Source organism: Pseudomonas sp. CFBP 8771 (genome assembly GCF_014841695.1).
Classification (GTDB): Bacteria; Pseudomonadota; Gammaproteobacteria; order Pseudomonadales; family Pseudomonadaceae; genus Aquipseudomonas; species Aquipseudomonas baltica.
The window spans coordinates 72,837-98,331 of sequence record NZ_JACYUJ010000001.1; the positions used below are offsets into that span (position 1 = coordinate 72,837).

Sequence of the window (25,495 nt, forward strand, 5' to 3'; positions counted from 1 at the left end):
CATGACCGATTTCCTTGCCCTGGCCCAGACCGGCGTTCAACAACTGTCCCCCTACGTTCCCGGCAAGCCGGTGGATGAGCTGGCCAGAGAGCTGAACCTGGATCCGGCCAACATCATCAAGTTGGCCAGCAACGAGAACCCGTTGGGTGCAAGCCCCAAGACCCGTGCCGCGATCGAACGCGAACTGGCCGAACTCACACGCTATCCCGACGGCAACGGTTTCGACCTCAAGACCCTGCTGGCGCAGCAGTGCCGCGTACAGCTGGACCAGGTGACCCTGGGCAACGGCTCCAACGACATTCTCGAACTGGTCGCCCGAGCCTACCTGGCACCGGGCTTGAACGCGGTGTTCAGCGAGCACGCCTTTGCCGTCTATCCATTGGTCGTGCAGGCCGTGAATGCCGGTGCGCGGGTCATCCCGGCCAGGCAGTTCGGCCATGACCTGCCGGCGATGCTGGCAGCGATCGACGACAAGACCCGCGTGGTGTTCCTGGCCAACCCGAACAACCCGACCGGTACCTGGTTCGGCCCGCAGGCGCTGGAAGACTTCCTCGCCGCGGTCCCGCCCAGCGTGGTCGTGGTGCTCGACGAGGCCTATATCGAGTACGCCGTCGGTGGCGAGCTGCCGGACGGCCTCGACTACCTGGCGCGCTACCCGAACCTGCTGGTCTCGCGCACCTTTTCCAAGGCCTATGGCCTGGCTGGGCTGCGGGTAGGCTATGGCTTGTCTTCGCCGGTCATTGCCGATGTGCTCAATCGTGTCCGCCAGCCGTTCAACGTGAACAGCCTGGCATTGGCTGCCGCCTGCGCCGCGCTGACGGACACCGACTACCTGCAGCGCAGCCGCGAACTCAACAGTGCCGGCATGCAGCAGCTGGAGGCGGGGTTCGCCGAGCTGGGCCTGGACTGGATTCCTTCCAAGGGCAATTTCATTGCCGTGGACGTGGGTCGCGTTGCCGGGCCGGTCTATCAGGGCCTGCTGCGCGAAGGGGTGATCGTGCGCCCGGTGGCCGGCTACGGCATGCCCAACCACTTGCGCGTGACCATCGGCCTGGCCACGGAAAACAGCCGTTTCCTGGAGGCATTGCGCCTGGTGCTGGCCCGTGTCTGAGTTCACGCAATTGCAACCGGGCGCTGCCAGAATAGGCCGCCTGGTGGTTGTGGGGCTGGGACTGATCGGCGGCTCGTTCGCCAAGGGCATCAAGCAAAGTGGCTTGGCCGACGAAGTGGTGGGGGTCGATCTCGATTCGCGCGCCTGCCTGCGGGCCGTCGAGTTGGGTGTGGTCGACCGCTGCGAAAGCGACCTGGCCCGTGCCTGTGTCGGCGCCGACGTGATCCAGTTGGCGGTGCCGATCCTGGGCATGGAAAAACTGCTGGCGGCCCTGGCCCGGCTTGACCTGGGCCGAGCCGTGATCACCGATGTCGGCAGCGCCAAGGGCAATGTGGTACGGGCCTTTCGCGACGCTTTTGGCGGGGACCTGTCACGCTTCGTTCCGGGCCATCCGATCGCCGGTTCAGAGCAGAGCGGGGTAGAGGCGGCCAATGCCGAGCTGTTCAAGCGGCACAAGGTGATCCTCACGCCGCTGGCCGAAACCGCGCCCGATGCGTTGCGATGCGTCGATGGCCTGTGGAGTGCCCTGGGTGCGGACGTCGAGCACATGCAGGTCGAGCGTCACGACGAGGTGCTTGCCGCCACCAGTCACCTGCCGCACCTGCTGGCGTTCGGCCTGGTCGATTCGCTGGCCAAGCGCAGTGAAAACCTGGAAATCTTCCGCTACGCTGCGGGCGGTTTCCGTGATTTCACGAGGATCGCCGGCAGTGACCCGGTCATGTGGCACGACATCTTCCTCGCCAACCGCGAGGCTGTACTGCGCACACTTGATACATTTCGCAGCGATCTCGACGCCCTGCGCGACGCGGTCGATGCAGGGGATGGGCATCACCTGCTGGGCGTGTTCACACGCGCCAAGGTGGCCCGCGAGCATTTCAGTAAAATCCTGGCCCGTCGGGCCTATGTGGACGCTATGAACTCCAACGACGACCTGATCTTCCTGGGCAAACCCGGTGGCAGCCTCAAGGGCCGCATTCGCGTACCGGGTGACAAATCCATTTCGCACCGCTCGATCATGCTCGGCTCCCTGGCCGAGGGCACTACCGAAGTCGAAGGCTTCCTCGAAGGCGAGGACGCCCTGGCGACCCTGCAGGCCTTCCGCGACATGGGCGTGGTCATCGAAGGTCCCAACCAGGGCCGGGTGACCATCCATGGTGTCGGTCTGCATGGCCTGCAGGCGCCGCCCGGGCCGATCTACCTGGGCAACTCCGGGACCTCGATGCGCCTGCTCGCCGGCATTCTTGCGGCGCAAAGCTTCGACACCACGTTGACCGGCGATGCCTCGCTGTCCAAGCGCCCGATGAACCGCGTGGCCAATCCACTGCGGGAAATGGGCGCGGTCATCGAGACGGCTGCCGAGGGTCGTCCGCCGATGGTGATCCGCGGCGGGCAGCGGCTCAAGGCGCTCGACTACACGCTGCCGATGGCCTCCGCACAGGTCAAATCCTGCCTGCTGCTGGCCGGATTGTGGGCCGAAGGCAAGACCACCACCACCGAGCCGGCACCGACCCGCGACCACACCGAGCGGATGCTGCGCGGCTTCGGTTATCCGGTCGAGGTCAATGGCCCGCAGGCGTCGGTCGAGTCCGGCCACACGTTGAAGGCGACCCACATCGAAGTGCCCGGCGATATCTCGTCTTCCGCATTCTTCCTGGTGGCCGCCTCGATCGCCGAAGGCTCGGACCTGACCCTGGAGCACGTGGGTATCAACCCGACGCGCACTGGTGTCATCGATATCCTGCGCCTGATGGGTGCCGACATCACCCTGGAAAACCAGCGTGAAGTGGGTGGCGAGCCGGTTGCCGACCTGCACGTGCGGGCGGCTCGACTCAAGGGTATCGAGATCCCCGAGGCGCTGGTCCCCCTGGCAATCGACGAGTTCCCGGTGCTGTTCGTGGCTGCGGCCTGCGCCGAAGGGCGCACCGTGCTGCGCGGCGCCGAAGAGCTGCGCGTCAAGGAATCCGACCGTATCCAGGTCATGGCCGACGGCCTGCTGGCGCTCGGTGTGAAATGCGAGCCGACCGCAGACGGCATCATCATCGACGGCGTCGGTCACGGACTACCGGCCATGGGCGGCGGCGAAGTCCACGGCCACGGCGACCACCGCATCGCCATGGCCTTCAGTATTGCCTCGCTGCGCGCCAGTGCGCCGATCCGCATCCACGACTGCGCCAACGTCGCCACTTCGTTCCCCAACTTCCTCGGTCTCTGCGCCCAGGTGGGTATCAACGTGGCCGAAGAGGGCGCGTCGTGAACCAGGCGCCGGTCATCACCATCGACGGGCCAAGCGGTTCGGGCAAGGGCACCATCGCCGGTATCCTCGCCAAGCGCCTGGGCTGGAAGCTGCTCGATTCAGGCGCGTTGTATCGCTTGCTGGCCTACGCGGCACGCAACCATGGCGTCGATCTGAGCAACGAAGCGTCGCTGATGGTGATGGCAGCCCATCTCGATGTGCAGTTCATCGCCGCTGCCGACGGCCAGCCCCAGCGCATCGTGCTGGAAGGCGACGACGTCACCCGCGACATCCGCAACGAGCAGGTGGGTGCCGGCGCCTCCCAGGTCGCGGCCCTGCCAGCAGTGCGCGACGCGCTGTTGCAGCGCCAGCGAGCATTCCAGGAGTCACCGGGCCTGGTGGCCGACGGTCGCGACATGGGCACGGTGGTGTTCCCTGAAGCGGCGTTGAAGGTGTTCCTCACCGCCAGCGCGGAGGAACGTGCCCGCAGGCGTTACTTGCAGTTGAAGGCAGCGGGCAACGATGTTAGTCTGTCGAGTCTGCTAGATGAGATACGTGCACGCGATGAGCGTGACACCCAGCGCGCAGTGGCCCCGCTCAAGCCGGCGGCCGATGCCATACAGCTGGATTCCACGGAGTTGTCCATCGAGCAGGTGTTGGAACGCATCATGAGCGAGATCGCGCTACGCGACATCGCCGGGTGACGAAGAAGCCATACGGGAACCCAGTCAACATCCCGGTGGCTTTCTTTTACTTGAACGAAACCCACGTTGTCTGGAGCGTGGCTGATGGGCGTATGTTTCGCCCAAATCTACAGGAATTAAAATGAGCGAAAGCTTTGCAGAACTCTTTGAAGAAAGCCTAAAAACTCTCAATCTTCAGCCAGGCGCAATCATCACCGGTATCGTTGTCGATATCGACGGTGACTGGGTTACTGTCCACGCCGGCCTGAAGTCCGAGGGTGTCATCCCGCTCGAGCAGTTCTACAACGACGCTGGCGAACTGACCATCAAGGTCGGTGACGAAGTTCACGTTGCGCTGGACGCGGTAGAAGACGGCTTTGGCGAAACCAAGCTGTCCCGCGAAAAAGCCAAGCGTGCCGAGTGCTGGATCGTTCTGGAAGCAGCTTTCGCCGCCGAGGAAGTGGTCAAGGGCGTTATCAACGGTAAGGTTAAGGGCGGCTTCACTGTCGACGTTAACGGCATCCGTGCGTTCCTGCCTGGTTCCCTGGTCGATGTCCGCCCTGTGCGCGACACCACCCACCTGGAAGGTAAAGAGCTCGAATTCAAGGTCATCAAGCTGGACCAGAAGCGCAACAACGTTGTCGTTTCCCGTCGCAGTGTCCTGGAAGCCGAGAACTCCGCCGAGCGCGAAGCTCTGCTGGAATCCCTGCAGGAAGGTCAGCAAGTCAAGGGTATCGTCAAGAACCTCACGGATTACGGCGCATTTGTCGATCTGGGTGGCGTCGATGGCCTGCTGCACATCACCGACATGGCCTGGAAGCGCATCAAGCATCCATCGGAAATCGTCAACGTTGGCGACGAGATCGATGTCAAGGTCCTGAAGTACGACCGCGAGCGCAACCGTGTTTCCCTGGGCTTGAAGCAGCTGGGCGAAGATCCATGGGTTGCCATCAAGGCACGTTACCCAGAGAGCACCCGCGTCATGGCGCGCGTCACCAACCTGACCGACTACGGCTGCTTCGCAGAGCTGGAAGAAGGCGTGGAAGGCCTGGTACACGTTTCCGAAATGGACTGGACCAACAAGAACATCCACCCTTCGAAAGTCGTACAAGTCGGCGACGAAGTGGAAGTCATGGTTCTGGACATCGACGAAGAGCGTCGTCGTATCTCCCTGGGCATCAAGCAGTGCAAGTCGAACCCGTGGGAAGACTTCTCTGGCCAGTTCAACAAGGGTGACAAGATCTCCGGCACCATCAAGTCGATCACCGATTTCGGTATCTTCATTGGTCTGGACGGCGGCATCGACGGTCTGGTTCACCTGTCCGACATCTCCTGGAACGAAGTGGGCGAAGAAGCCGTACGTCGTTTCAAGAAGGGCGACGAGCTCGACACCGTCATCCTGTCGGTAGATCCAGAGCGCGAGCGCATCTCCCTGGGCATCAAGCAGCTGGAAGAAGATCCGTTCTCCGACTACGTGTCTGCCAATGACAAGGGCGCCATCGTTCGCGGTATCGTCAAGGAAGTTGACGCCAAGGGCGCTGTCATCACCCTGGCCGACGACATCGAAGCCACTTTGAAAGCTTCCGAAATCAGCCGTGACCGCGTTGAAGACGCGCGCAACGTTCTGAAGGAAGGCGAAGAAGTCGAAGCCAAGATCATCAGCGTCGACCGCAAGTCCCGCGTCATCCAACTGTCGATCAAATCGAAAGACGTTGAAGACGAGAAAGAAGCTATCCAGAGCCTGCGCGAGAAGCCAGCCACTTCGGATATCGCTGCTGGTCCGACCACTCTGGGCGACCTGCTGCGTGCTCAGATGGAAAAGCAGAACTAAGTTCTGTTTGACCTGTAGAAAAAGGGCGACTTCGGTCGCCCTTTTTTGTGCCTGCGATTCTTGCCGTGTCGAGAGTTGAGCGCGGCGGGCGCCGAACTAACCCCGACCTCGGATGCTCAAAGGGATAAGTGAATACCCAAGGATCTCCAGGGATGAAAACCGTAGTAACCGCAGTGCTGTTCGTCGTAGTGGGTCTGACATCCGCATGCTCCACCACGTCGGTGGTCAAACGAGATTATCGGGGCATGCAAGCATTGCAGATCAATTGCAGTGGCCTGGGCTCGTCCTGGGGCAAGTGCTATGACAAAGCGCAGCATGCCTGCCGCGCGATGGGCTATAAAGTCCTGGCGAAGACTTCCGATATCAAGGAAGAGCCCGAAGACGGCTTCCTTGGCTGGAATCCGGGCATGGCCAGCCGAACCATGTTCGTGCGCTGCAACGGTCAAGGTTGAGTAGCCCTTGAAGTTGCTCCAGCTGACCTGCGGCTGGTAAATGACATACGAATGGTTACAAACTTTTCCGTCACGTCTCTGACACCCGCCTGAAGTAAATTAGTAATCGGCCATCTACTTGGATAGGGTAGGTGGTGTATTGCCAGTCATCGTTTTCGATTGAATTCCTGCTCCTTGAACCCGTGTCCCTCCCAGAAGTAGACAAGGCCCGAGTCATGAAATTTACCCTGCTCATCGCAGCATTGCTGCTGGTGACCGCCTGCGCCGCCACCTCCACGTCCCACGGCAAGCGCGGCAGTCGTGGATTGCACATCACCTGTTCCGGACTGACCTCGTCCTGGGCCCAGTGCGAGAAAGAGGCCGAATCGGCCTGCGGCCCTGCCGGTTACCGTACCCTCGCCAAGTCCAGCGACGTCAAGGAAGAACCGGACGACTATGTCTTCGGCCTCAACCCCGCGGGTTATTCCACGCGCAGCATGATCGTCAAATGCCGCAAGAGCACTGCGTTCAAATAGGGCACGCACAACTCATTTTCAAGAAGTCAAGAGTCGGGCTGTTCAAATCTGTCAAGCCATGCTAAAACCTTCTAAGCACTGATCTAGCTGCTTGATAAAGAAGGGAAAAATATGACGAAGTCGGAATTGATCGAACGTATTGTCACCCATCAAGGTCTACTTTCATCCAAGGATGTGGAATTGGCCATCAAGACCATGCTCGAGCAAATGTCGCAGTGCCTGGCCACAGGTGACAGGATCGAGATACGTGGTTTCGGCAGCTTTTCCCTGCACTATCGCGCCCCTCGGGTCGGACGCAATCCCAAGACCGGGCAGTCGGTGAGCCTGGATGGCAAGTTCGTTCCGCATTTCAAGCCCGGCAAGGAATTGCGTGATCGGGTGAACGAAGACGAAGAGCTCGCTTGATCGACGTTGAAGGAGAAGGCTTTGCGTAATCTCAAGAAGTTGCTGCTGGTGCTGATTTTCCTGGCAGTCGCTGCTGTCGTGCTGGTGTTCGTACTGGAGAACCAACAGGCCGTTGCGTTGAGCGCTCTTGGTTGGTCCACCCCGTCGTTGCCAGTGTCTGTGTTCGTGTTGGCAGGCGTGCTGGCAGGCATGCTGATCGGGCCATTGTTCGGCTGGTATATCGCCCTGCGCAGCAAGCACCGTTGGCGCAAGCAGCTGCGCGCCAAGGCCCGGGCGGAGCAACGTGCAACCCTGGCCGCCGCATCCACCGATTCGAAAGCCACTGTTGCCGCACCCCAGCAGGCGGTGGTCAAGTAATACGTCCTGAGGGTTCCGTATCCACTGCGGAAACATCGCGTATTACCGCGTGTCCTGAGCGAACGGCATTTCCTGCGCCGTGCCAGCGCGTTCTGTTGCACAATAGCCGCAGACCGTTTTCCAGGACCCATAATGTCATTTCCATTCCGTTACGGGCGACACCTTCCAGGCGCCGTGCTGGTTCTTGCATGGCTCGGCCTGGCAGGGTGTTCCTCCCCCAAGACCGCCATCTACGAACATGAAAATTTTGCTGACTCAGGTACGTTTTCTCGCAACTACCCGGTCAGCGATATCGCCTCCTGTGAAGCCGCGCGTCGGGCATTGCTGAGCCAGGGCTACATCATCACCAGCAACGATCCGCGTCAGGTGAGTGGACACAAGAGCTTCCAGCAGACCGGCGAGAGTCATCTCGAGATCAGTTTCAACGTAGTCTGCGTCGCCGATGCCAACAGCGAGCACAGCTCCACGCTGTTCGCCAATGCGCTGCAGGATCGCTATGCGCTGAAGAAGGTCAACAACTCGGCAAGCGTAGGCGTGGGGGTGCTGGGTTCGGTCTCGATGCCGATCGGTTCCACCGACGATTCCATGGTCAAGGTGGCCAGTGAAACGGTGGCGTCGGACAAGTTCTACGACCGTTATTTCTCTCTGGTGGAGAGCTTCATGCCCGTGCAGGCGAAGAAGGTCGTATCGACCCCGCCTGTCAAGGATGAGCTGGGCATGCCGGACACTGCACCTGCGGCCCCCGCTGCATCTGTAGCGCCTGCGACTGCGAAGCCAGTCGTGCCTGTAGCCGCGCCGCTGGTTCCGCCGACTCCGCCCGCTCAGGCGCAGCAGGCAGAGGTGGTGCCCGAACAGGAGGCTTCGCAGCCTGTCGCGCCCCCGGCACAACCGGCCCCCATCGAAGTCATCCCGCTTCCCGAGGCCACCGAGGCGACCCCTGAGGCCGTACCGCAGGCGCCCTCTGTAGAGGCGCCCGTTTCGCAGCCCTGAGCGAGCGGTGGGGTCACTGACGGCTGGCGCGGCGGTACTCGCCGGGCGTCATTGCGCACCAGCGTTTGAAGGCGCGCTGAAAAGCCTCGGCCGATGTGAATCCCAGCAGGTAGGCTATTTCGCCGAATGCAAGTTCGGTGTCGCGGATGTAGGTCTGCGCCAGGTCACGGCGGGTGTCGTTGAGAATCGAGCGGAACTGCGTGCCCTCGTGGGTCAGCTTGCGCCGCAAGGTCCAGGCCGGCATCTTCAGGCAGGCAGCGATTTCGTCCAGCGTCGGCTCGCGTCCGCCGTTGAGCTGTGAACCCAGCAGTTGGGCGACCCGCTCGCCAACGGTGCGCACGCGCGTCAAACGCTCCAGTTCCTGCTCACACAGCTGCAACAAATGCTGCCAGGTGCTCGGGCAGTGCTCGGGGTTGCGCAGGTTCAGGCTGGCATGGGTCAGGCGCAGCTGGTTGTGCTCGCAGTTGAAGGCGGTATGGGCGGGGTAGTGTGCTGCATAGCCGGGCGGGTCGAACTCGATTTCCATCCGCTGTGCAATCACGTTCTGCCCGGCAAGTACAGTCAGCTGCTGCAGCCAGCCGGTCAGCAGCGAGTCCACCACAAAACGGTTGTAGGCATTGTAGGGACTGATCGAATAGAACCGCAGCCAGGCGCCTTCGCGGTCTTCGTGAAAACTCGATTGCCCGCGATAGTTGGCGGCGTACAGGGGTTCGAAACGAATCAGCGTACGGGCTGCCTCGCGCACTGTCGGTGCCTGCGCGGCCGTGACGCCGGCCAGGCCTGCCTGGCTCAGGCGGCTTGCCTGGCCGATGCGCAGGCCCAGCGCGGGGTCGCCGGTAAGGGCGATCGCCGCATGGCCCAGGCGCATGTAGCGGGCGATGGTCAGTCGCGCTCCGGCGACGTTGAGCCGGCTTGGCTCCAACCCATACTGGGCCAACAGGGGCAGCGGGTCGTGGCCATGGCTGCGCACTGCCTGTGCCAGGCTCTGGGTGAAGCCGACCGACAGGTCGCCGAGTTTGATCCGCTGGCCGCTCACGCGCCTACAGCCACAGATTGATCAGGCGCGCGCCACGCCCGTCGCCGACCTGGCCGAAACGCTCGCGTTGGCGGGCGAAGCTGTGCCCTTCGTAGAACTGATTCCAGAAGTGCCCGCCCATGAACACGGTCATGCTTGCCAGTGGCGCGCTTTCTGCGACCAGCCGTTGCCAGGCCTGGGCCTCGCTGACCTCGCCGGGCAGCAGGGCGGCATCGCTCGGCGTTGCGTCGATGCGAAAGCCGCGCCAGGGCTCGGACCAGCGCCCACGCCCGAGTACCGAGGCGGGCACCGCGAGCAGCTGCACGTCTTGCTGGCGCAACTGGGCGTGACTCGCCGGATGCCAGCTGTCGGTGCCGATCAGGACGGCCAGTTTGCCCGCCGGGGTGTCGAACACGTTGAACGGTGCGTCACCCAAGGGTTGCACGTAGCGGCGAGTGGGATGGCTGGTGAAATGCTGGAGCTGTGGCTGGCCCAGCACGGAGCCATCGGGCGCGAACACGACACTGGCGTTGTACAAGGCGCCGTTCCCGGTTCGCAGGCGACCCTCCACGACAGAAGGCTTGGGCAGGATGATCGAGCCTGCCACCAGGGTCACCCTGAATTGCCTGGCCAGGCCGCCAAACAGCTGCTGGTACTGCTCGGCCATGCTCGCGGCCTTCATGCGCAGGTAGGCGTCGGCGAAGCGGTCTTCGCCCTCGGCCATGGCCCAGCCGCCGAGCAGGCGCAATGGATTGCTGGCGGCCAGCCACTGTTCGGCATCGCGACGCTGCACCACCTGGTAGAACTCGTTCTTCTCGCCCACCGCCCATAACCAGGTACCGATGTGCTCGGGCAAGACCACGATGGTCTTGCTGCCGACAAGGCCTGCATCCTGGGCATGCTGCAGGTATCCGGCCAGTTTCAGGCGCAGGCGCTCGACGCTCTGGTAATCCGCCGGGAACAGCTCGGGCTGGATCCCCAGCAGATTGCCGCGCTCGGATGGCGCGCCGTCGACACCATCGAGCTCGATGCGCAGGTCGGACAGGTAGTGCCCGGCGGGGCGCTGGGTCGTCCACAGCGCGTAGGTACTCAACGCCGCCAGGCAAAGCAGGGCAACCACGGACATCAGGATTTTGCGCATGAGGGACAACAACCAGCTCCTGTTCGTGAATCCGCACTAGGGTAGACGTCGCGTGCAGCATGATCAATGACTTGTCATTTCAGGTCATTGAGGCGTGCGGCTCGGGTGTCTACTGTTTGACCCTACCTGTGACCGAGCCCGCCGCAAGAGGCTTGGCACTTTTCCGTGATCCGCCTGTGGAGTTCCCATGGCCGCTGCTTCCTATCCTCATCTGCTGGCACCGCTGGACCTGGGCTTCACCACCCTGCGCAACCGAAGCTTGATGGGCTCCATGCACACGGGCCTCGAGGAAAAGCCCGGTGGCTTCGAGCGCATGGCGGCGTATTTCGCCGAGCGTGCGCGGGGTGGGGTCGGCCTCATCGTCACCGGCGGCATCGCCCCGAACGAAGAGGGCGGGGTGTATGCCGGGGCGGCGAAGCTGAGCACGCCCGAGGAAGCCCAGCGGCATGAAATCGTCACCCAGGCCGTGCACGCGGCGGGCGGCAAGATCTGCCTGCAGATACTGCATGCCGGGCGCTATGCCTACAGTCCCAAGCTGGTGGCACCCAGCGCCATCCAGGCGCCGATCAATCCGTTCAAGCCGCTGGAACTGGACGAGCAGGGCATTCGGAAACAGATCGCCGATTTCGTCGGCTGTGCCCGGCTGGCCCAGTCGGCCGGCTACGACGGCGTTGAAATCATGGGGTCGGAAGGCTACTTCATCAACCAGTTCCTGGCGGCTCACAGCAACCAGCGCAGCGATCGCTGGGGCGGCAGCTATGCCAATCGCATGCGCCTGGCGGTGGAGATCGTCGGGCAGGTGCGGCAGGCGGTCGGGCGCGAGTTCATCATCATCTTTCGCCTGTCGATGCTCGACCTGATCGAAGGCGGCAGCATCTGGGAGGAAGTGGTCGAACTGGCGCAGGCCGTCGAGGCTGCCGGGGCCACCCTGATCAACACGGGCATCGGCTGGCACGAAGCGCGCATTCCGACCATCGCCACCAAGGTGCCACGTGCGGCGTTCAGCAAGGTCACCGCCAAGCTGCGCACGGCGGTGCGACTGCCGCTGATCACCACCAATCGCATCAACACCCCGGAGGTGGCCGAGCGCATTCTCGCCGAGGGCGACGCGGATATGGTTTCGATGGCCCGGCCGTTTCTGGCCGACCCCGAATTCATCAACAAGGCTGCGGCCAGCCGCGGCGACGAGATCAACACCTGCATTGCCTGCAATCAGGCCTGCCTGGACCACACCTTCGCCGGCAAGTTGACCAGTTGCCTGGTCAACCCACGCGCCTGCCATGAGACCGAACTCAATTACCTGCCCGTGACTCGGGTGCGCCGGATCGCCGTGGTCGGCGCCGGGCCGGCAGGGCTGGCCGCAGCGACCGTGGCGGCCGAGCGCGGACATGCGGTGACCCTGTTCGATTCCCGTGATGAAATCGGCGGTCAGTTCAACGTGGCCAAGCGCATTCCCGGCAAGGAAGAATTCAACGAAACCCTGCGGTATTTCGATCGTCGGCTGACCCGCCTCGGCGTCGACGTGCGCCTGGGTGCGCGGGTCGATGTCGCTGCGCTGGTCAAGGGGGGCTTCGACGAGATCGTGCTGGCCACCGGGATTGCCCCGCGGCTGCCCGACATCCCGGGCATCGACCACCCCATGGTGCTCGGCTACCTCGACGTGCTGCTCGAAAGGCGGCCCGTGGGCCCGCGTGTGGCGGTGATCGGCGCCGGTGGCATCGGCTTCGACGTCAGCGAGTTCCTGGTACATCAGGGGCCGTTCACCAGCCTCGATCGCGAGGCCTTCTGGCAGGAATGGGGTATCGACCTGACGCTGCAGGCCCGCGGTGGCGTGGCCGGGGTTGCGGCGCAGACCCATGCACCGGCGCGCGAGGTGTATCTGCTGCAGCGCAAGGCCGGCAAGGTGGGCGACGGCCTGGGCAAGACCACTGGCTGGATCCATCGCGCCGGTCTGAAGAACAAGGGCGTGCGCATGGTCAACAGCGTCGAGTACCTGAAGATCGACGACGACGGCCTGCACGTTCGGGTCGCCGGGGGCGAGCCACGGGTGCTGCCAGTGGACAACGTAGTGATCTGCGCAGGGCAGGATCCGTTGCGCGAGCTGGAGCAGGGGCTGCGCGAAGCCGGGCAGCGCGTGCACCTTATCGGCGGCGCCGACGTGGCCGCCGAACTCGACGCCAAACGGGCCATCGATCAAGGCTCGCGCCTGGCGGCGGTGCTGTAGAATCGGCTGCCGCGCCGGACCCGACGCGGCCCTCTTCGTTTCCTTTGGCTGGCCAGGCATCCATGCTTCTCGATCTACCGCGTGCACCGCTGCAACCCTTGCGACTTTCCTGGCTCGGCGCGGCCGGCATAGAGGCTGCCGTGCTGCGCCTGGACCTCGTCGACCCGCTCATCAGCGGCAACAAGGCATTCAAGTTGCAGCATCACCTGCTGGCCGCCCAGGCCAGTGGCTGCAGCGGCATCATCAGCCTGGGCGGGGCCCATTCCAATCACCTGCATGCCCTGGCTGCCGCCGGCAAGCGCCTGGGCCTGCGCACGGTCGGGCTGCTGCGCGGCCATGTTCAGGCCACGCCGACCGTGAGCGACTTGCAGCAATGGGGCATGGAGCTGCACTGGCTGGGTTACGAGGGCTATCGTCAGCGCCACCGGGACGACTTCTGGGCCCCCTGGCAGGCACGCTACCCCGATCTGCGGCCGGTACCCGAGGGCGGCGGTGGGCTGCTGGGCGCCAAGGGCTGCGCCGTCCTGCCCTTGCAGGTGCAGGCGCAGCTCGCAGACATGGGGTGGGACGATTTCGATGGATGGTGGCTGGCCGTGGGTACCGGTACGACATTGGCTGGCCTGGTCCTCGCCGAAGCCGGCCGCCGCTGGGTGTACGGGGCGGTGGCGGTAGGGCCGAAGCATGGCGTGAACGAGCAGGTCAATGCACTGTGTGGCGACCAGGGTCATAGCTTGATCGACGGCAGTCGTGGCGGCTTTGCCAGGATGGACAGCGAACTGCTCGCGTTCATGCACGCCTGTGAAGCCGAGTCGGGCATTCCATTGGAACCGGTGTACACGGCCAAGGCGTTGTGGGCCTTGCGCGATGCCTGTGCGGCAGGCTCGCTGCGGCCGGGTTGTCGTCTGGTGTTCGTGCACACCGGCGGCCTTCAGGGATGGCGCGCCGCCGCCTGAACGGTCAGTCGCGATGCGGCAGCATGCGTCGCAGGGTGTTGTCTCGGCGCAGGTAATGGTGGGCCAGGCCCAGCACGCCGTGCAGGCCGATCAACCAATAGCCCCAGCCGGCAATGCTCATGTGCCATTCCTGCAAGCGTCCGCCGAGGTCGCGGTCCTCGGCGATCAGGTGGGGCAGTTCGATGCCCCAGAACGATACGGACCTGTTCTGTGCGCTGAGGATCAGCCAACCCAGCAGCGGCAGGCCGATCATCAGTGCGTAGAGTGCGGCGTGCATCAGGCTCGCCAGACGCGTCTGCCATACCGGTAGCGGCGGAACGATGCGCGGCGTGACCCCCAGGCTGCGCACCAGCAGACGCAGCCAAACCAGCAGCCCCACGCTCAGGCCCAGCATGAAGTGGAACTGCACGATCAGCGCGCGTGCGCCACTGCCTCTGACGAACTGGCCACGCAGCTCGATGCAGGCATAGGTGGCGGCCAACAGGACAAGCATCGACCAGTGCAGGGCGATGGACAGGCTGCCATAGCGGGCGTGGGTGTTTCTCCAGTTCATCGGGTGACTACTCGGGCGGTCATGCACAGGGTATCGGGCCGGCCGTGGACATCTTTAGCCGCCCCTGCGATTCACACGCCCGACAGGGCCGGCCAGGCATCGGCGACCAGGAAAACCCGTTCGGCTTCCTGCCAGTCGCCGTGGTCGTCGCGGGTCAGGCGCACGAGCATCTGCGCCGCGGCGAGCGGGTCCAGTTGCTGCATCCAGGCCTTGAGCTGGTCGGGTGCCCAGGCGTCGGCGGCGGCGAGCCGTGCCGGCGCCAGCCAGGCATCGCGCGGCAACGGCTGCCAGCGACCCTCCGGGCGTTGCTCGACGAAAATGGGCCAGTCGCGCTGATGCACCCAGCTGCCGCGCAGATGATCAGGATGGGCGTGCTCGGGTGCCTGGGCCTGACCGGGCCAGGGATAGAACAGATAGCCGCCGAGCCACAGGTGCGCGTCGAACTGCTCGATGCCCAGGGCCAGCATGGCCTCGCGACCCTCGCTGGAGGTGGAGATGGGTAATTGGTGCTCTGTCAGGTGGGTCAGCTTGCGACCCAGCCGATCCTGGCTGTTGGGGCCCAGCCACTGGAAAACATCGCGACCGTCGGCGGCGACCGGGCCCAGGTAAAGCTTGATCGCCAGTTCCAGGTGATGCACCCCATCACGGTCGCGGATCACCATGTCGAGTTCGCCCAGGGTGTGCTTGTCACGGCGGATCGGCAGGTTGGCCGCCAGCGGCTCGATACCGGGAGCCTGCTGCAGGGCGAACTGCCAGAGGCGCTCGTAGTAGAGGCCCAGGCGCCGGGTAGGGGCCTGCGCCAGCCAGTCGAGCAGCGGTTGGCTGGCGTCGTCCAGACCGTTCAGCCACGCCTGCAGGTGCTCGGGCTGTTCGGCCCAGGTGCTGCCTGCCAGTGGATGACGTTGCTGCCAGGGCGCCGTGTGCAGCAGGGGTGGGGCGAGGATGACCCACGCCAGGTCGCGCACCTGGGGCTGGCGCAGGCGGCGCGGAAAGTCGGCAAGGGCAGCGAATGGATTCATGGGACGGTCCCGGTCAATGGCGCGGTGGTGGAAAGGGTTTTGTGCGGCAACGGCTTTACTCCATAATCCAGATCCGTATTTGTGTCCGCAACCGGCGGTTGCGCGACAGCGTTGTGGAATGTGCCTGGCGCATCCCGATAGCCAGACCAGACCCGAGCAGGAGCCTCATGGAGCAATTTCGCAACATCGGTATCATTGGCCGCCTCGGCAGCTCGCAGGTGCTCGATACCATTCGCCGCCTCAAGCGCTTCCTGCTGGACAGGCACATGCATGTCATTCTCGAGGACACGATCGCCGAAGTGCTGCCGGGGCACAACCTGCAGACGTCATCGCGCAAGATGCTGGGCGAGGTCTGCGACCTGGTCATCGTGGTCGGCGGCGACGGCAGCCTGCTGGGCGCAGCGCGGGCACTGGCGCGACACAACACGCCGGTGCTGGGGATCAACCGCGGCAGCCTGGGGTTTCTTACCGACATCCGCCCCGACGAGCTCGAGGTCAAGGTGGCCGAGGTGCTCGATGGTCACTACCTGGTCGAAAACCGTTTTCTGCTCGAGGCCGAGGTTCGCCGCCATGGCGAGGCCATTGGCCAGGGCGACGCGCTCAACGATGTGGTGCTGCACCCCGGCAAGTCGACCCGCATGATCGAGTTCGAGATCTACATCGACGGCCAGTTCGTCTGCAGCCAGAAGGCCGACGGCCTGATCCTGGCCACGCCGACCGGCTCCACCGCCTACGCGCTGTCGGCGGGTGGGCCGATCATGCATCCCAAGCTCGATGCCATCGTGATCGTACCCATGTACCCGCACACCCTCTCGGGTCGGCCGATCGTCGTCGACGGCAACAGCGAGATGAAAATCGTTGTCTCAAAGAACATGCAGATCTACCCGCAGGTTTCGTGCGATGGCCAGAACCATTTCACTTGCGCTCCGGGCGACACTGTCACGGTGCGCAAGAAATCGCAGAAACTGCGCCTGATCCACCCTCTGGACCACAACTACTACGAAGTGTGCCGGACCAAACTCGGCTGGGGCAGCCGGCTCGGCAATACCGGAGGCGATTGATGCTTGACCCGGCGCGAAGTTATGACCTGATCGGCGATGTGCACGGATGCGCGCATACCCTCGAACATCTGCTCGACCGGCTGGGCTATCAGAAACACGGTGGCGTGTGGCGGCATGCCTCGCGCCAGGCGCTGTTCCTGGGCGACATCATCGACCGCGGGCCGCGTATCCGCGAGTCGCTGCACATTGTCCACGACATGGTCGAGGCCGATCAGGCGCGCTGCATCATGGGCAATCACGAGTTCAATGCGTTGGGCTGGAGCACCCCGGCATTGCCCGGCAGCGGCAAGCAGTACGTGCGCGAGCACGTGCCGCGGCACGAGCGTCTGCTGCAGGCGACGCTGGACCAGTTCGCCCACCACCCCGGCGACTGGCACGATTTCCTCGGCTGGTTCTACGAGTTGCCGCTGTTCCTCGATGCCGAGCGCTTTCGCTTGGTGCACGCGTGCTGGGATGCCGGCCTGATCGAACCTTTGCGCCGCCAGCACCCGGATGGCTGCATCGACGCCCATTTTCTCCAGGCGTCGGCGGTCAAGGGCAGCTTTGCCTGCCAGGTCTTCGATCGTCTGTTGCGCGGCACCGACATGCGCCTGCCCGACGGCCTGACGCTGACGGGCGCCGATGGCCTGAGCCGTGCGTTCTTTCGCACCAAGTTCTGGGAAGACGACCCGCAAACCTACGGCGACGTGGTATTCCAGCCCGATGCACTGCCTGACGATGTAGCCTGCGCGCCGTTGAGTCCTGAACAGAAAAGCGCTCTGCTGCGTTATGGGGTCGACGAGCCATTGCTGTTCGTCGGTCACTACTGGCGCAGCGGGCGACCGGCGGCGATACGCCCGAACCTGGCCTGCCTGGACTACAGCGCAGTGTTGTACGGCAAACTGGTGGCGTACCGCCTGGATCAGGAAACCCGCATCGATCCGCGCAAGTTCGCGTGGGTCGAGGTCGAGCGCCCGGAGGCGTTTTGATGAGTGCAATTGCTGTAATGCGTCTGCCGCTGAACACCGATCTGAGTGGCTTCGTGGGCCTGTTGAGGCGTCTGAAGGTGCCCCATCGCGTCAGCGAGGAGCAGGGCAGTCAAGTGTTGTGGGTACCCGACGAGCGTCTGGCCCAGGATGTTCGCGAGCTGTACCAGCGCTACCCCGAGGGCAATGCCGAGGTCGATCCTGAATTGATGGCGCGGCATGCGCCGGTGCGCGGTCCGGGGTTTGCCCAGCAGCTCAAGTCCAGCCCCGCCACCGCCCTGGTGCTGCTGGCCTGTCTGGTGGTGGCGGGGTTGACACTTCTGGGCGAGAACCTGGGCAACCTGCGCTGGCTGACCTTTCTCGATTTTCAGGTCAACGGTGAATACATCTATTTCACGCCCTTGGCCGATACCTTGGCCAGCGGCCAATGGTGGCGGCTGTTCAGCCCCATGCTGATTCATTTCGGCTTGTTGCATCTGGCGATGAACGCCTTGTGGTACTGGGAGCTTGGGCGACGCATCGAGGCGCTGCAGGGGCGCATCAACCTGATCGGTCTGACCCTGTCGTTCAGCCTGGTCTCCAACGTGGTCCAGTACCTGGTCAGCGGGCCCAGTCTGTTCGGCGGTTTGTCGGGCGTGCTGTATGGCTTGCTGGGGCACTGCTGGCTGTACCAGTGGCTGGCGCCCAACCCGATCTACCGCCTGCCGCGCGGCGTGCTGGTGATGATGCTGGTGTGGCTGGCGCTGTGCATGAGCGGGCTGGTCAGCGTGCTGGGCTTCGGCGAAATCGCCAATGGCGCGCACGTCGGTGGCCTGCTGATCGGCTGCGCGACCGGCCTGGTCGGCGGCTTTCTGGCCCGCCGCAAGATTCGCTGAACGCAAGCCGCCTCGGCGGTGGGGGTGGTTGGAAATTGGTCGGCTGCTCTTTCGGTCTGGGGTAACTGCGGGCACAATGCGGGTCCTTTTTTTGGCTGGCCATGCCTGGGGCCTCGAAATGATCAATACGCCGTATTACCTCATCGACAAACAGAAGCTCTTGGGCAACCTGGAGAAGATCGCCTACGTGCGTGAACACTCCGGGGCCAAGGCGTTGCTGGCGCTCAAGTGCTTCGCCACCTGGTCGGTGTTCGACCTGATGGAGCAGTACATGGACGGCACCACGTCGTCGTCGCTGTACGAGCTCAAGCTGGGTCGGCAGAAGTTCGCCGGCGAAACCCACGCCTACAGCGTGGCCTGGGCCGACGACGAGATCGAGGAGATGCTCGCCAACTGCGACAAGATCATCTTTAACTCGATCGGCCAACTGCAGCGTTTCGCCCAGGCGTCCCAAGGCAAGACCCGCGGTCTGCGGGTCAACCCGCAGGTGAGCAGCTCCGACTACCTGTTGGCCGACCCGGCGCGTCCGTTCAGCCGTCTGGGCGAATGGGACCCAGCCAAGGTCGAGACGGTGATCGAGCAGATCTCCGGCTTCATGTTCCACAACAACTGCGAGAACGGTGATTTCGCCCTGTTCGACCAGATGCTGGGGACCATCGAAGAGCGCTTCGGTCACCTGCTGCACAAGGTCGAATGGGTCAGCCTCGGTGGCGGCATTCATTTCACCGGCGAAGGCTATGCTCTGGACGAGTTCTGCGCCCGGCTCAAGGCCTTTTCGCAGAAGTACGGCGTGCAGGTGTACCTGGAGCCTGGCGAGGCGGCGATCACCAACAGCGCCTCGCTGGAGGTCACCGTGCTCGACACCCTCTACAACGGCAAGCACCTGGCCGTGGTCGACAGCTCGATCGAAGCGCACATGCTCGACCTGCTGATCTATCGGCTCAATGCGAAGCTTGCGCCCAGCAGCGGCGAACACACCTACATGGTGTGCGGAAAATCCTGCCTGGCCGGGGATATTTTCGGCGAATACCCGTTCGAGCGCCCTCTGGCCATCGGTGATCGCCTGTCGTTCGTCGACGCGGCGGGCTACACCATGGTCAAGAAGAACTGGTTCAACGGCTTGAAGATGCCGTCCATCGTAGTGAAACAACTCGACGGTACAGTCGAGGTGGTTCGTGAGTTTGGTTTCGAAGACTACCTGTCCAGCCTTTCGTAAGCGGACAGCCGAGGAGAAGTGAATAAATTGAAGAAGAACGTTCTTATCATTGGTGCAGGAGGTGTTGCCAAGGTGGTGGCCCACAAGTGCGCGCAGCACAACGATGAACTTGGTCGTATTGCCATCGCGTCGCGCAACATCTCCAAATGCCAGGCCATCATCGACAGCGTCAAGACCAAGGGCAGCCTCAAGCAGCCCGCCGACATCAAGGCTTTCGCGCTCGATGCGCTGGATGTCGAGGCGACCAAGGCGCTCATCGTGGAAACCGAATCGCAGATCGTCATCAACGTCGGCTCCGCTTTTCTGAACATGTCGGTACTGCGTGCCTGCATCGACACCGGCGTGGCCTACCTGGACACCGCCATCCACGAAGAGCCGGGCAAGGTCTGCGAAACGCCGCCCTGGTATGGCAACTACGAGTGGAAACACCTGGAAGAGTGCCAGCAGAAAAACGTGACGGCCATTCTGGGTGTGGGCTTCGATCCGGGCGTGGTCAATGCCTATGCCGCGCTGGCGCAGCAACAGCATTTCGATCGTATCGATTCGATCGACATCCTCGATGTCAATGCCGGCTCCCACGGCAAGTATTTCGCCACCAATTTCGATCCGGAAATCAATTTCCGCGAGTTCACCGGGCAGGTCTGGAGCTGGCAGAACAGCCAGTGGACCAGCAACACCATGTTCGAAGTCAAGCGCACCGATGACCTGCCGGTGGTGGGTTCGCAGAACCTGTACCTGACCGGGCATGACGAAGTGCACTCGCTGTCGAAGAATCTCGATGTGCCCAACGTGCGCTTCTGGATGAGCTTCGGTGAGCATTACATCAATGTGTTCACGGTGCTGAAGAATCTCGGCCTGCTGTCCGAGCAGCCGGTGACGACTGCCGAAGGCCTGCAGGTGGTACCGCTCAAGGTGGTCAAGGCAGTCCTGCCGGATCCGTCGTCGCTGGCACCGGGCTATACGGGCAAGACCTGCATTGGCGATCTGGTCAAGGGCACTCGCAACGGCCAGCCGCACGAAATGTTCATCTACAACGTGGCGGATCACGAAGACGCCTACGCCGAAACCGACAGCCAGGGTATTTCCTACACCGCGGGCGTACCGCCCGTGGCTGCGGCCCTGCTGGTTGCCCGCGGCGAATGGGACGTGCAGCGCATGGCCAACGTCGAAGAGCTGCCGGCCGAGCCGTTCCTCAGGGCGCTCGACGCCATGGGCCTGCCGACGCGTATCAAGGACGCCTCCGGTGACCGTGCCTGGGATGCCAGTGCGTAATCCGCTGTAAATGCTGTTGTAGGAGCGGTCTGTGGCCGCGAAAAGGGCCTCGCGGATTGTCTGGTGGACCGCGGTGTCTGGTTCGCGGCCACTGGCCGCTCCTACGGGACGGTGTGCAGAGTGATTCCCGAGAGTAGCAACTGGGGTCGCGGTATTTAGTGGATTAACCGTTCGTCTGGCGCGAGTCGGGAATTTTGGAACATCACGTTGCTATCAGCGGCCTGATATTTCGTAACGTTCCCACTCTCGTGCGAGGCAATGACAATGATCAAGACTGACCGTAAATGGATGGTGGCGCTGTGCGCCGCCGGCGTGGCAATGGCGTTGAGCGGTTGCGCTCGCGATCCAGAAAAACGCTCGGTTTCCGAACTCGCCGTGAGCGGCACCAAGAGCATGTTCCGTACCGATTCGGACATGCAGACCGTTCTGAACAAATTCGCCAGCTTCGATGCCAAGGCCGTGGAGAAGATCACGGCAGTCGAGGCACGGCAGCAACCTACCATCGCCGACGCCGTGAAAGGCGTGCTCGCCGATGAGAAACGCGACAGCACTCCGACTGCACTGGTCCCCGGCGTTACCACCCGCGACATCACCGTGCCCGGCGCCGCAGGCTCGTTGCCAGCAACCGTCTATACGCCTGAAGGCACCGGCCCGTTCCCGGTGGTCCTGTATTTCCACGGCGGTGGTTGGGTATTTGCCGATCGCAAGGTGTATGACGGCGGCGCTCGTGGGATCTCCAAGCAAGCCAATGCTGTGGTCGTCTCCGTGGACTACCGCCGCGCGCCCGAAAACAAGTTTCCTGCAGCTCATGAAGATGCACTGGCTGCCTATCGCTGGTTGAGCAAGAACGCCGCCTCCGTCAACGGTGACGCGAAGCGCCTGGCGCTGGCCGGTGAAAGCGCTGGCGGCAACCTCGCCGTGGCAACCGCTGTGGCCGCACACAAGGCCGGGTTGACCGCGCCCAAGCACGTGCTGTCGGTCTATCCGGTCGCTCAGTCCAACACCGAAACCGAGTCCTATCGCAAATACGCCGACGCCATGCCGCTCAACCGCCCGATGATGCTGTGGTTCATCGACAACGTGACCAAGGGTCCGGCCGACGTGAAGGATCCACGTATCGACCTGGTGCATGCCGACCTCAAGGGCCTGCCACCGGTGACCGTGATCAACGCCGAAATCGACCCACTGCGTGACGATGGTGCCCAGCTGGAACAGGCGCTGCGTACTGCAGGTGTCAGCGTCGAGCGCAAGGTCTATCCAGGCGTGACCCACGAATTCTTCGGCACCGCAGCCGTGGTGAAAAAAGCCGAAGAAGCGCAGGCCTATGCCGGTGAGCGTCTGAAATCCGACCTGGCCAAATAACAAGAACATCCACCGTGATAAAGACCTGAACCGAGCCGAGGTGTGCACATGAGCCATTCTTCAGACACTCAATATCCAGACAGTCAATTGCCCGACAATCGACTGACCGTCACTCCGCTGGTATTTCAGCCCTCATTCGAGCAGGTGCCCGACGACGAGGAAGATACCAGCCGAGAACTGACGGAAGTGATGCGCAGCATTCTGGACACCACGTTCGAAGATGGCGGCCACGCGTTGCGTGGCGTGCATGCCAAGGCTCATGGGTTGGTACGCGGGCACATCACGGTACTCGATGGCCTTCCTGCGCCGTTGGCGCAGGGGGCTTTTGCCACCCCTGGAAGGTTGCCTGTGGTAATGCGTTTTTCCACCAATCCCGGTGATCTGCTGGACGACAAGGTTTCGACCCCACGGGGCCTTGGCTTGAAGATCGTCGGGGTACAGGGTGCTCGTTTGCCGGGCAGCGAGGGGGACGTCACCCAGGATTTCGTCATGCAGAACGCCAAGGCGTTCACGGCAGCCACGCCCAAGGCTTTCCTGAAGAATCTCAAGCTGCTGGCCAAGACCACCGACAAAGGGCCGGGCCTGAAGAAAGCCTTTTCGGCGCTTCTGCGCGGTGTGGAGTCGGTGATCGAAACCATGGGCGGCGAGAGCGGCACGCTGAAGAGCATGGGTGGGCATCCGCTGACCCATGTGCTCGGTGAAACCTTCTACAGTGTGGTGCCGTTCCTATATGGCGAGCATTACGCCAAGCTGGCGGTAGTGCCGGTGGCACCGTCGCTGACCGAGTTGACGGATCAAGCCGTCGACCTGGACGATAAACCGGACGGCCTGCGTGAAGCGGTCAGCCATTATTTTGCAAGCCATGGGGGTACGTGGGAAGTGCGTATCCAACTGGCCACCGATCTCGACGAAATGCCGATCGAGGACGCTTCGAAAGTCTGGTCCGAAGAGCTGAGCCCCTACGTCACCGTGGCGCGTATCGAGGTGCCGGCGCAGGCGGCCTGGAGCGAAGAGGCTATTCAGACCATCAACGAGCAGATGTCATTCAGCCCGTGGCACGGGCTGGCCGCGCACCGTCCTCTGGGTGGCGTCATGCGCGTGCGCAAGCCGACCTATGAAATGTCCGCAGGCTTTCGCGCCCAGCACAACGGCTGCCCCATTCACGAGCCGCGCTGAACCCCTCGGCCTTTGGTCAATGGCCGGCTGACGCGTAGGCGGGAAACCGGGTGGTGAAGGTAGTGCCGGCCTCGGCGCTGGAAACCACCTCGACTATGCCGCCGTGGGCCTTGGCGATCTCGCTGACGATGAACAGGCCAAGGCCCACGCTACGGACTTCGCGACCCGCTTCGGAGCCCCGCGTCATGGGCGAGAAGATCGAGCTCAACTGCGCTTCGTCGATCGCTTTGCCCTGATTGTGCACGGTGATTTCGACCGCGCCCTGGGCTGCCGCGACTCGCACCTCGATCGGAGTGGTGCCATCGCCATAGGTCATGGCATTGGACACCAGATTGCCCAGCAGCTGTGCCAGACGGTCTGCATCGGCCTGGCAGAACAGCGCTTCGTCGCTGGCGCTGAAGACGATCGTCCGTTGCGGGTAGAGCAGGCGCAGTGAATCCACGGCGGCGGCAATGGCACGGTCCAGCTGCACCGGCGCACGGCTGACGGCCAGGCCCTGGCCGATGCGAGCCTGGGTGAAGTCGAGAAGATCGTTGATCAGGCGCTGCGACCGAGCAGTCGCATCGCTTATATGGCCAAGCATGGTGCTCTGGCGCTCGGTCATGTCCAGCGAACGCAGATACTGCGCAGCCATGGATACCACTTGCAGCGGGTTGCGCAAGTCGTGGCTGACGATGCCGATCATCTGCTCGGCGAACAGGGCGCGGTCGACGGCCAGTTCACGTTGCCGATTGAGTTCGTGTTCGAGCACCACATGCCGCTGCAGCGCGTCTTCGGCCTGACGCTTGGCCTGCAGCAGTTCCTGTTCGAAACGGATTCGGTCGGCGACGATGAACGCCGATATCTCGTCGAACACACCGCCGTTGTGATCGCGGCGACTGGCGTTGAGTACCATCGGCGTGACCTTGCCGTCGGCCGTCAGGAAGTCCAGCTTGACCTCGGCAATCGAGCGCTGCATCACCAGCAACGGCATCCAGTGCGTTTGATAGAAGATGCGGCCGCCAACGGTCAGCAGCTCCTGCAGCTTGCGCACCCCGACCAGTTGTTCGCGGGTGTAGCCCAGCCAGTGGCAGAAGGTCTGGTTGACCTTGAGAATCAAGCCCTTGTTGTCGGTCAGCAGCAGGGCGCACGGAGCTTGCTGATACAGCGCCTCGGCATCCGGGATGCCCGCGGGCTCGGCCGTCATGCCGGCAGGCGGCCGCAAGTCTGGGTCAGGAACGTCTGGATGGCGCCGATGCAGGCTGCGGGCTGGCTCAGGTGCGGGCAGTGGCCCTCGTTCTCGATGACCACCATGCGGCAGTCGGTGATAGCTTCGGTCAGGTATTGGCCAACGGCCTTGGGCGCAATGAAGTCGTCCGAAGACTGGATCACCAGCACCGGCTCGCGCAGCTCGCGCACGTCCGCACGGCTATCGGTGAGGAAGGTGACGCGGGCAAAACGCTTGGCGATGTCCGGGTCGGTCTGGCAGAAACTGTTGGTCAGCTCGACGCCCAGTTCCGGATGTTCGGGATTGCCCATGATGCTCGGCGCCATGGCGCTGGACCAGCCCAGGTAGTTGCTTTCAAGGGTGGCGAGCAGGGCGTCGATGTCGTCGCGGCTGAAGCCGCCGGGGTAGTCCGCATCGTTAATGTAGCAGGGCGATGGGCCGACCATGGCATGGGCGCCGATCAGTCCGGGGCTGCGCTTGGCGGCCATGGCGCCGGCCATCGCGCCGACCGAGTGACCGATGAACACCACCGGGCCCTCGCCGAACTCCTGGATGATCTCGACGATGTCGTCGGCGTAGCCCGCCAGTGTCGAGTACTTGTCGATGTCGTAGGCGCTCACGTCCGAATTGCCGCAGCCGACCATGTCGAACAACACGGTCCGGTAGTGCTCGGCAAAGGTCGGCTCGACCAATCGCCACATGTTCTGGTCACAGCCAAAACCATGGGCAAACACCAGTGTCAGCGGGCCTTTGCCCTTGATCACCACATTGTTGCGAGCCTGAACCGACATCCGTGAAATTCCTGTTTGCGCAAGCGAGCATGCGGGGCCAATCGGGCCGCTAGTCTACCGGAGCATAGCCACCAGCGTCAGGCTCGCC

24 protein-coding genes are annotated in these 25,495 nt (G+C 63.1%); 18 read left to right on the top strand and 6 right to left on the bottom strand.

The genetic code is table 11. The features are described 5' to 3' along the window. Nucleotide 1: 1 nt before the first annotated feature. The 9 genes from hisC (at nucleotide 2) to IFT80_RS00350 (ending at nucleotide 8,577) form a co-directional block, all read left to right on the top strand. Nucleotides 2–1,111 carry a histidinol-phosphate transaminase gene (hisC, locus tag IFT80_RS00310; protein ID WP_122479057.1) on the top strand — a complete coding sequence of 370 codons (1,110 nt, stop codon included), beginning with the start codon at nucleotides 2–4 and terminating at the stop codon, nucleotides 1,109–1,111. Next, complete coding sequence (locus IFT80_RS00315; protein WP_446730970.1) at nucleotides 1,104–3,365, top strand: bifunctional prephenate dehydrogenase/3-phosphoshikimate 1-carboxyvinyltransferase; 2,262 nt, start codon at nucleotides 1,104–1,106, stop codon at nucleotides 3,363–3,365. Before hisC ends, IFT80_RS00315 begins: the two co-directional genes overlap by 8 nt. Then, entirely contained in the window at nucleotides 3,362–4,048 is a 687-nt protein-coding gene (gene cmk / locus IFT80_RS00320) for a (d)CMP kinase (RefSeq protein ID WP_122479056.1), read from the top strand. Before IFT80_RS00315 ends, cmk begins: the two co-directional genes overlap by 4 nt. A gap of 121 nt (nucleotides 4,049–4,169) precedes the next feature. Further along, nucleotides 4,170–5,858: a 30S ribosomal protein S1 gene (gene rpsA, locus IFT80_RS00325; protein WP_122479054.1), complete on the top strand. Its 1,689-nt coding sequence runs from the start codon at nucleotides 4,170–4,172 to the stop codon at nucleotides 5,856–5,858. 152 nt (nucleotides 5,859–6,010) lie between these two features. Then, entirely contained in the window at nucleotides 6,011–6,310 is a 300-nt protein-coding gene (locus IFT80_RS00330; RefSeq protein ID WP_122479053.1) for a hypothetical protein, read from the top strand. A 215-nt stretch (nucleotides 6,311–6,525) separates the two neighbouring features. Beyond that, nucleotides 6,526–6,825, top strand: a complete 300-nt coding sequence (locus tag IFT80_RS00335) for a hypothetical protein (RefSeq protein ID WP_122479051.1) — start codon at nucleotides 6,526–6,528, stop codon at nucleotides 6,823–6,825. A 111-nt stretch (nucleotides 6,826–6,936) separates the two neighbouring features. Then, a complete protein-coding gene (gene ihfB, locus IFT80_RS00340) occupies nucleotides 6,937–7,230 on the top strand; it encodes an integration host factor subunit beta (protein ID WP_043187734.1) in 294 nt (97 codons plus the stop codon). A 21-nt stretch (nucleotides 7,231–7,251) separates the two neighbouring features. Then, nucleotides 7,252–7,587, top strand: coding sequence for a lipopolysaccharide assembly protein LapA domain-containing protein (locus IFT80_RS00345; protein WP_192136509.1), 336 nt, complete (start codon nucleotides 7,252–7,254; stop codon nucleotides 7,585–7,587). Nucleotides 7,588–7,719: 132 nt separating this feature from the next. Next, the gene (locus tag IFT80_RS00350; protein WP_192136510.1) at nucleotides 7,720–8,577 is read left to right on the top strand and encodes a DUF2242 domain-containing protein; all 858 of its coding nucleotides are present in this window, start codon (nucleotides 7,720–7,722) and stop codon (nucleotides 8,575–8,577) included. Between the two features lie 13 nt (nucleotides 8,578–8,590). Here the strand turns inward: IFT80_RS00350 and IFT80_RS00355 are convergent, their stop codons facing one another. After that, a complete protein-coding gene (locus IFT80_RS00355) occupies nucleotides 8,591–9,613 on the bottom strand; it encodes an AraC family transcriptional regulator ligand-binding domain-containing protein (protein WP_192057481.1) in 1,023 nt (340 codons plus the stop codon). Between the two features lie 4 nt (nucleotides 9,614–9,617). Beyond that, complete coding sequence (locus IFT80_RS00360) at nucleotides 9,618–10,733, bottom strand: nitrilase-related carbon-nitrogen hydrolase (RefSeq protein WP_185794191.1); 1,116 nt, start codon at nucleotides 10,731–10,733, stop codon at nucleotides 9,618–9,620. A 187-nt stretch (nucleotides 10,734–10,920) separates the two neighbouring features. Here IFT80_RS00360 and IFT80_RS00365 point away from each other — a divergent pair, with 187 nt between their 5' ends. Next, nucleotides 10,921–12,957: an NADPH-dependent 2,4-dienoyl-CoA reductase gene (locus tag IFT80_RS00365; RefSeq protein WP_192136511.1), complete on the top strand. Its 2,037-nt coding sequence runs from the start codon at nucleotides 10,921–10,923 to the stop codon at nucleotides 12,955–12,957. A 62-nt stretch (nucleotides 12,958–13,019) separates the two neighbouring features. Further along, nucleotides 13,020–13,910, top strand: coding sequence for a 1-aminocyclopropane-1-carboxylate deaminase/D-cysteine desulfhydrase (locus IFT80_RS00370; protein ID WP_192136512.1), 891 nt, complete (start codon nucleotides 13,020–13,022; stop codon nucleotides 13,908–13,910). 4 nt (nucleotides 13,911–13,914) lie between these two features. Here the strand turns inward: IFT80_RS00370 and IFT80_RS00375 are convergent, their stop codons facing one another. Further along, on the bottom strand, nucleotides 13,915–14,463 hold the full coding sequence (locus IFT80_RS00375) for a cytochrome b (protein WP_192136513.1): 549 nt from the start codon (nucleotides 14,461–14,463) through the stop codon (nucleotides 13,915–13,917). Between the two features lie 71 nt (nucleotides 14,464–14,534). Next, on the bottom strand, nucleotides 14,535–15,482 hold the full coding sequence (locus tag IFT80_RS00380) for a DUF1853 family protein (RefSeq protein WP_192136514.1): 948 nt from the start codon (nucleotides 15,480–15,482) through the stop codon (nucleotides 14,535–14,537). 167 nt (nucleotides 15,483–15,649) lie between these two features. Here IFT80_RS00380 and IFT80_RS00385 point away from each other — a divergent pair, with 167 nt between their 5' ends. From IFT80_RS00385 to IFT80_RS00415, 7 genes are all read left to right on the top strand, one after another. Further along, a complete protein-coding gene (locus IFT80_RS00385; RefSeq protein WP_122479037.1) occupies nucleotides 15,650–16,543 on the top strand; it encodes an NAD(+) kinase in 894 nt (297 codons plus the stop codon). Continuing rightward, nucleotides 16,543–17,511 carry a metallophosphoesterase gene (locus IFT80_RS00390; protein ID WP_122479036.1) on the top strand — a complete coding sequence of 323 codons (969 nt, stop codon included), beginning with the start codon at nucleotides 16,543–16,545 and terminating at the stop codon, nucleotides 17,509–17,511. Before IFT80_RS00385 ends, IFT80_RS00390 begins: the two co-directional genes overlap by 1 nt. Next, nucleotides 17,511–18,383: a rhomboid family intramembrane serine protease gene (locus tag IFT80_RS00395; protein WP_122479034.1), complete on the top strand. Its 873-nt coding sequence runs from the start codon at nucleotides 17,511–17,513 to the stop codon at nucleotides 18,381–18,383. Before IFT80_RS00390 ends, IFT80_RS00395 begins: the two co-directional genes overlap by 1 nt. Before the next feature lie 118 nt (nucleotides 18,384–18,501). Then, nucleotides 18,502–19,599 carry a carboxynorspermidine decarboxylase gene (locus tag IFT80_RS00400; RefSeq protein WP_122479703.1) on the top strand — a complete coding sequence of 366 codons (1,098 nt, stop codon included), beginning with the start codon at nucleotides 18,502–18,504 and terminating at the stop codon, nucleotides 19,597–19,599. 27 nt (nucleotides 19,600–19,626) lie between these two features. After that, nucleotides 19,627–20,871 carry a saccharopine dehydrogenase family protein gene (locus IFT80_RS00405; RefSeq protein ID WP_192136851.1) on the top strand — a complete coding sequence of 415 codons (1,245 nt, stop codon included), beginning with the start codon at nucleotides 19,627–19,629 and terminating at the stop codon, nucleotides 20,869–20,871. A 264-nt stretch (nucleotides 20,872–21,135) separates the two neighbouring features. Continuing rightward, the gene (locus IFT80_RS00410; RefSeq protein ID WP_244652261.1) at nucleotides 21,136–22,233 is read left to right on the top strand and encodes an alpha/beta hydrolase; all 1,098 of its coding nucleotides are present in this window, start codon (nucleotides 21,136–21,138) and stop codon (nucleotides 22,231–22,233) included. 48 nt (nucleotides 22,234–22,281) lie between these two features. Then, a complete protein-coding gene (locus tag IFT80_RS00415; RefSeq protein ID WP_192054021.1) occupies nucleotides 22,282–23,409 on the top strand; it encodes a catalase family protein in 1,128 nt (375 codons plus the stop codon). A 16-nt stretch (nucleotides 23,410–23,425) separates the two neighbouring features. Here the strand turns inward: IFT80_RS00415 and IFT80_RS00420 are convergent, their stop codons facing one another. Together IFT80_RS00420 and IFT80_RS00425 are read right to left on the bottom strand one after the other, a co-directional pair. Next, a complete protein-coding gene (locus IFT80_RS00420; RefSeq protein WP_192054023.1) occupies nucleotides 23,426–24,595 on the bottom strand; it encodes a PAS domain-containing sensor histidine kinase in 1,170 nt (389 codons plus the stop codon). Next, nucleotides 24,592–25,407, bottom strand: a complete 816-nt coding sequence (locus IFT80_RS00425) for an alpha/beta fold hydrolase (protein ID WP_122479029.1) — start codon at nucleotides 25,405–25,407, stop codon at nucleotides 24,592–24,594. Before IFT80_RS00425 ends, IFT80_RS00420 begins: the two co-directional genes overlap by 4 nt. Between the last annotated feature and the right edge of the window lie 88 nt (nucleotides 25,408–25,495).

Bases quoted from the DNA above. Each gene is read 5' to 3' on its own strand.
- hisC (WP_122479057.1), top strand. From the start codon at position 2: ATGACCGATTTCCTTGCCCTGGCCCAGACCGGCGTTCAACAACTGTCC.
- rpsA (WP_122479054.1), top strand. From the start codon at position 4,170: ATGAGCGAAAGCTTTGCAGAACTCTTTGAAGAAAGCCTAAAAACTCTC.
- IFT80_RS00330 (WP_122479053.1), top strand. From the start codon at position 6,011: ATGAAAACCGTAGTAACCGCAGTGCTGTTCGTCGTAGTGGGTCTGACA.
- IFT80_RS00335 (WP_122479051.1), top strand. From the start codon at position 6,526: ATGAAATTTACCCTGCTCATCGCAGCATTGCTGCTGGTGACCGCCTGC.
- ihfB (WP_043187734.1), top strand. From the start codon at position 6,937: ATGACGAAGTCGGAATTGATCGAACGTATTGTCACCCATCAAGGTCTA.
- IFT80_RS00350 (WP_192136510.1), top strand. From the start codon at position 7,720: ATGTCATTTCCATTCCGTTACGGGCGACACCTTCCAGGCGCCGTGCTG.
- IFT80_RS00360 (WP_185794191.1), bottom strand. From the start codon at position 10,733: ATGCGCAAAATCCTGATGTCCGTGGTTGCCCTGCTTTGCCTGGCGGCG.
- IFT80_RS00365 (WP_192136511.1), top strand. From the start codon at position 10,921: ATGGCCGCTGCTTCCTATCCTCATCTGCTGGCACCGCTGGACCTGGGC.
- IFT80_RS00370 (WP_192136512.1), top strand. From the start codon at position 13,020: ATGCTTCTCGATCTACCGCGTGCACCGCTGCAACCCTTGCGACTTTCC.
- IFT80_RS00375 (WP_192136513.1), bottom strand. From the start codon at position 14,463: ATGAACTGGAGAAACACCCACGCCCGCTATGGCAGCCTGTCCATCGCC.
- IFT80_RS00380 (WP_192136514.1), bottom strand. From the start codon at position 15,482: ATGAATCCATTCGCTGCCCTTGCCGACTTTCCGCGCCGCCTGCGCCAG.
- IFT80_RS00385 (WP_122479037.1), top strand. From the start codon at position 15,650: ATGGAGCAATTTCGCAACATCGGTATCATTGGCCGCCTCGGCAGCTCG.
- IFT80_RS00390 (WP_122479036.1), top strand. From the start codon at position 16,543: ATGCTTGACCCGGCGCGAAGTTATGACCTGATCGGCGATGTGCACGGA.
- IFT80_RS00395 (WP_122479034.1), top strand. From the start codon at position 17,511: ATGAGTGCAATTGCTGTAATGCGTCTGCCGCTGAACACCGATCTGAGT.
- IFT80_RS00400 (WP_122479703.1), top strand. From the start codon at position 18,502: ATGATCAATACGCCGTATTACCTCATCGACAAACAGAAGCTCTTGGGC.
- IFT80_RS00410 (WP_244652261.1), top strand. From the start codon at position 21,136: ATGATCAAGACTGACCGTAAATGGATGGTGGCGCTGTGCGCCGCCGGC.
- IFT80_RS00415 (WP_192054021.1), top strand. From the start codon at position 22,282: ATGAGCCATTCTTCAGACACTCAATATCCAGACAGTCAATTGCCCGAC.
- IFT80_RS00420 (WP_192054023.1), bottom strand. From the start codon at position 24,595: ATGACGGCCGAGCCCGCGGGCATCCCGGATGCCGAGGCGCTGTATCAG.
- IFT80_RS00425 (WP_122479029.1), bottom strand. From the start codon at position 25,407: ATGTCGGTTCAGGCTCGCAACAATGTGGTGATCAAGGGCAAAGGCCCG.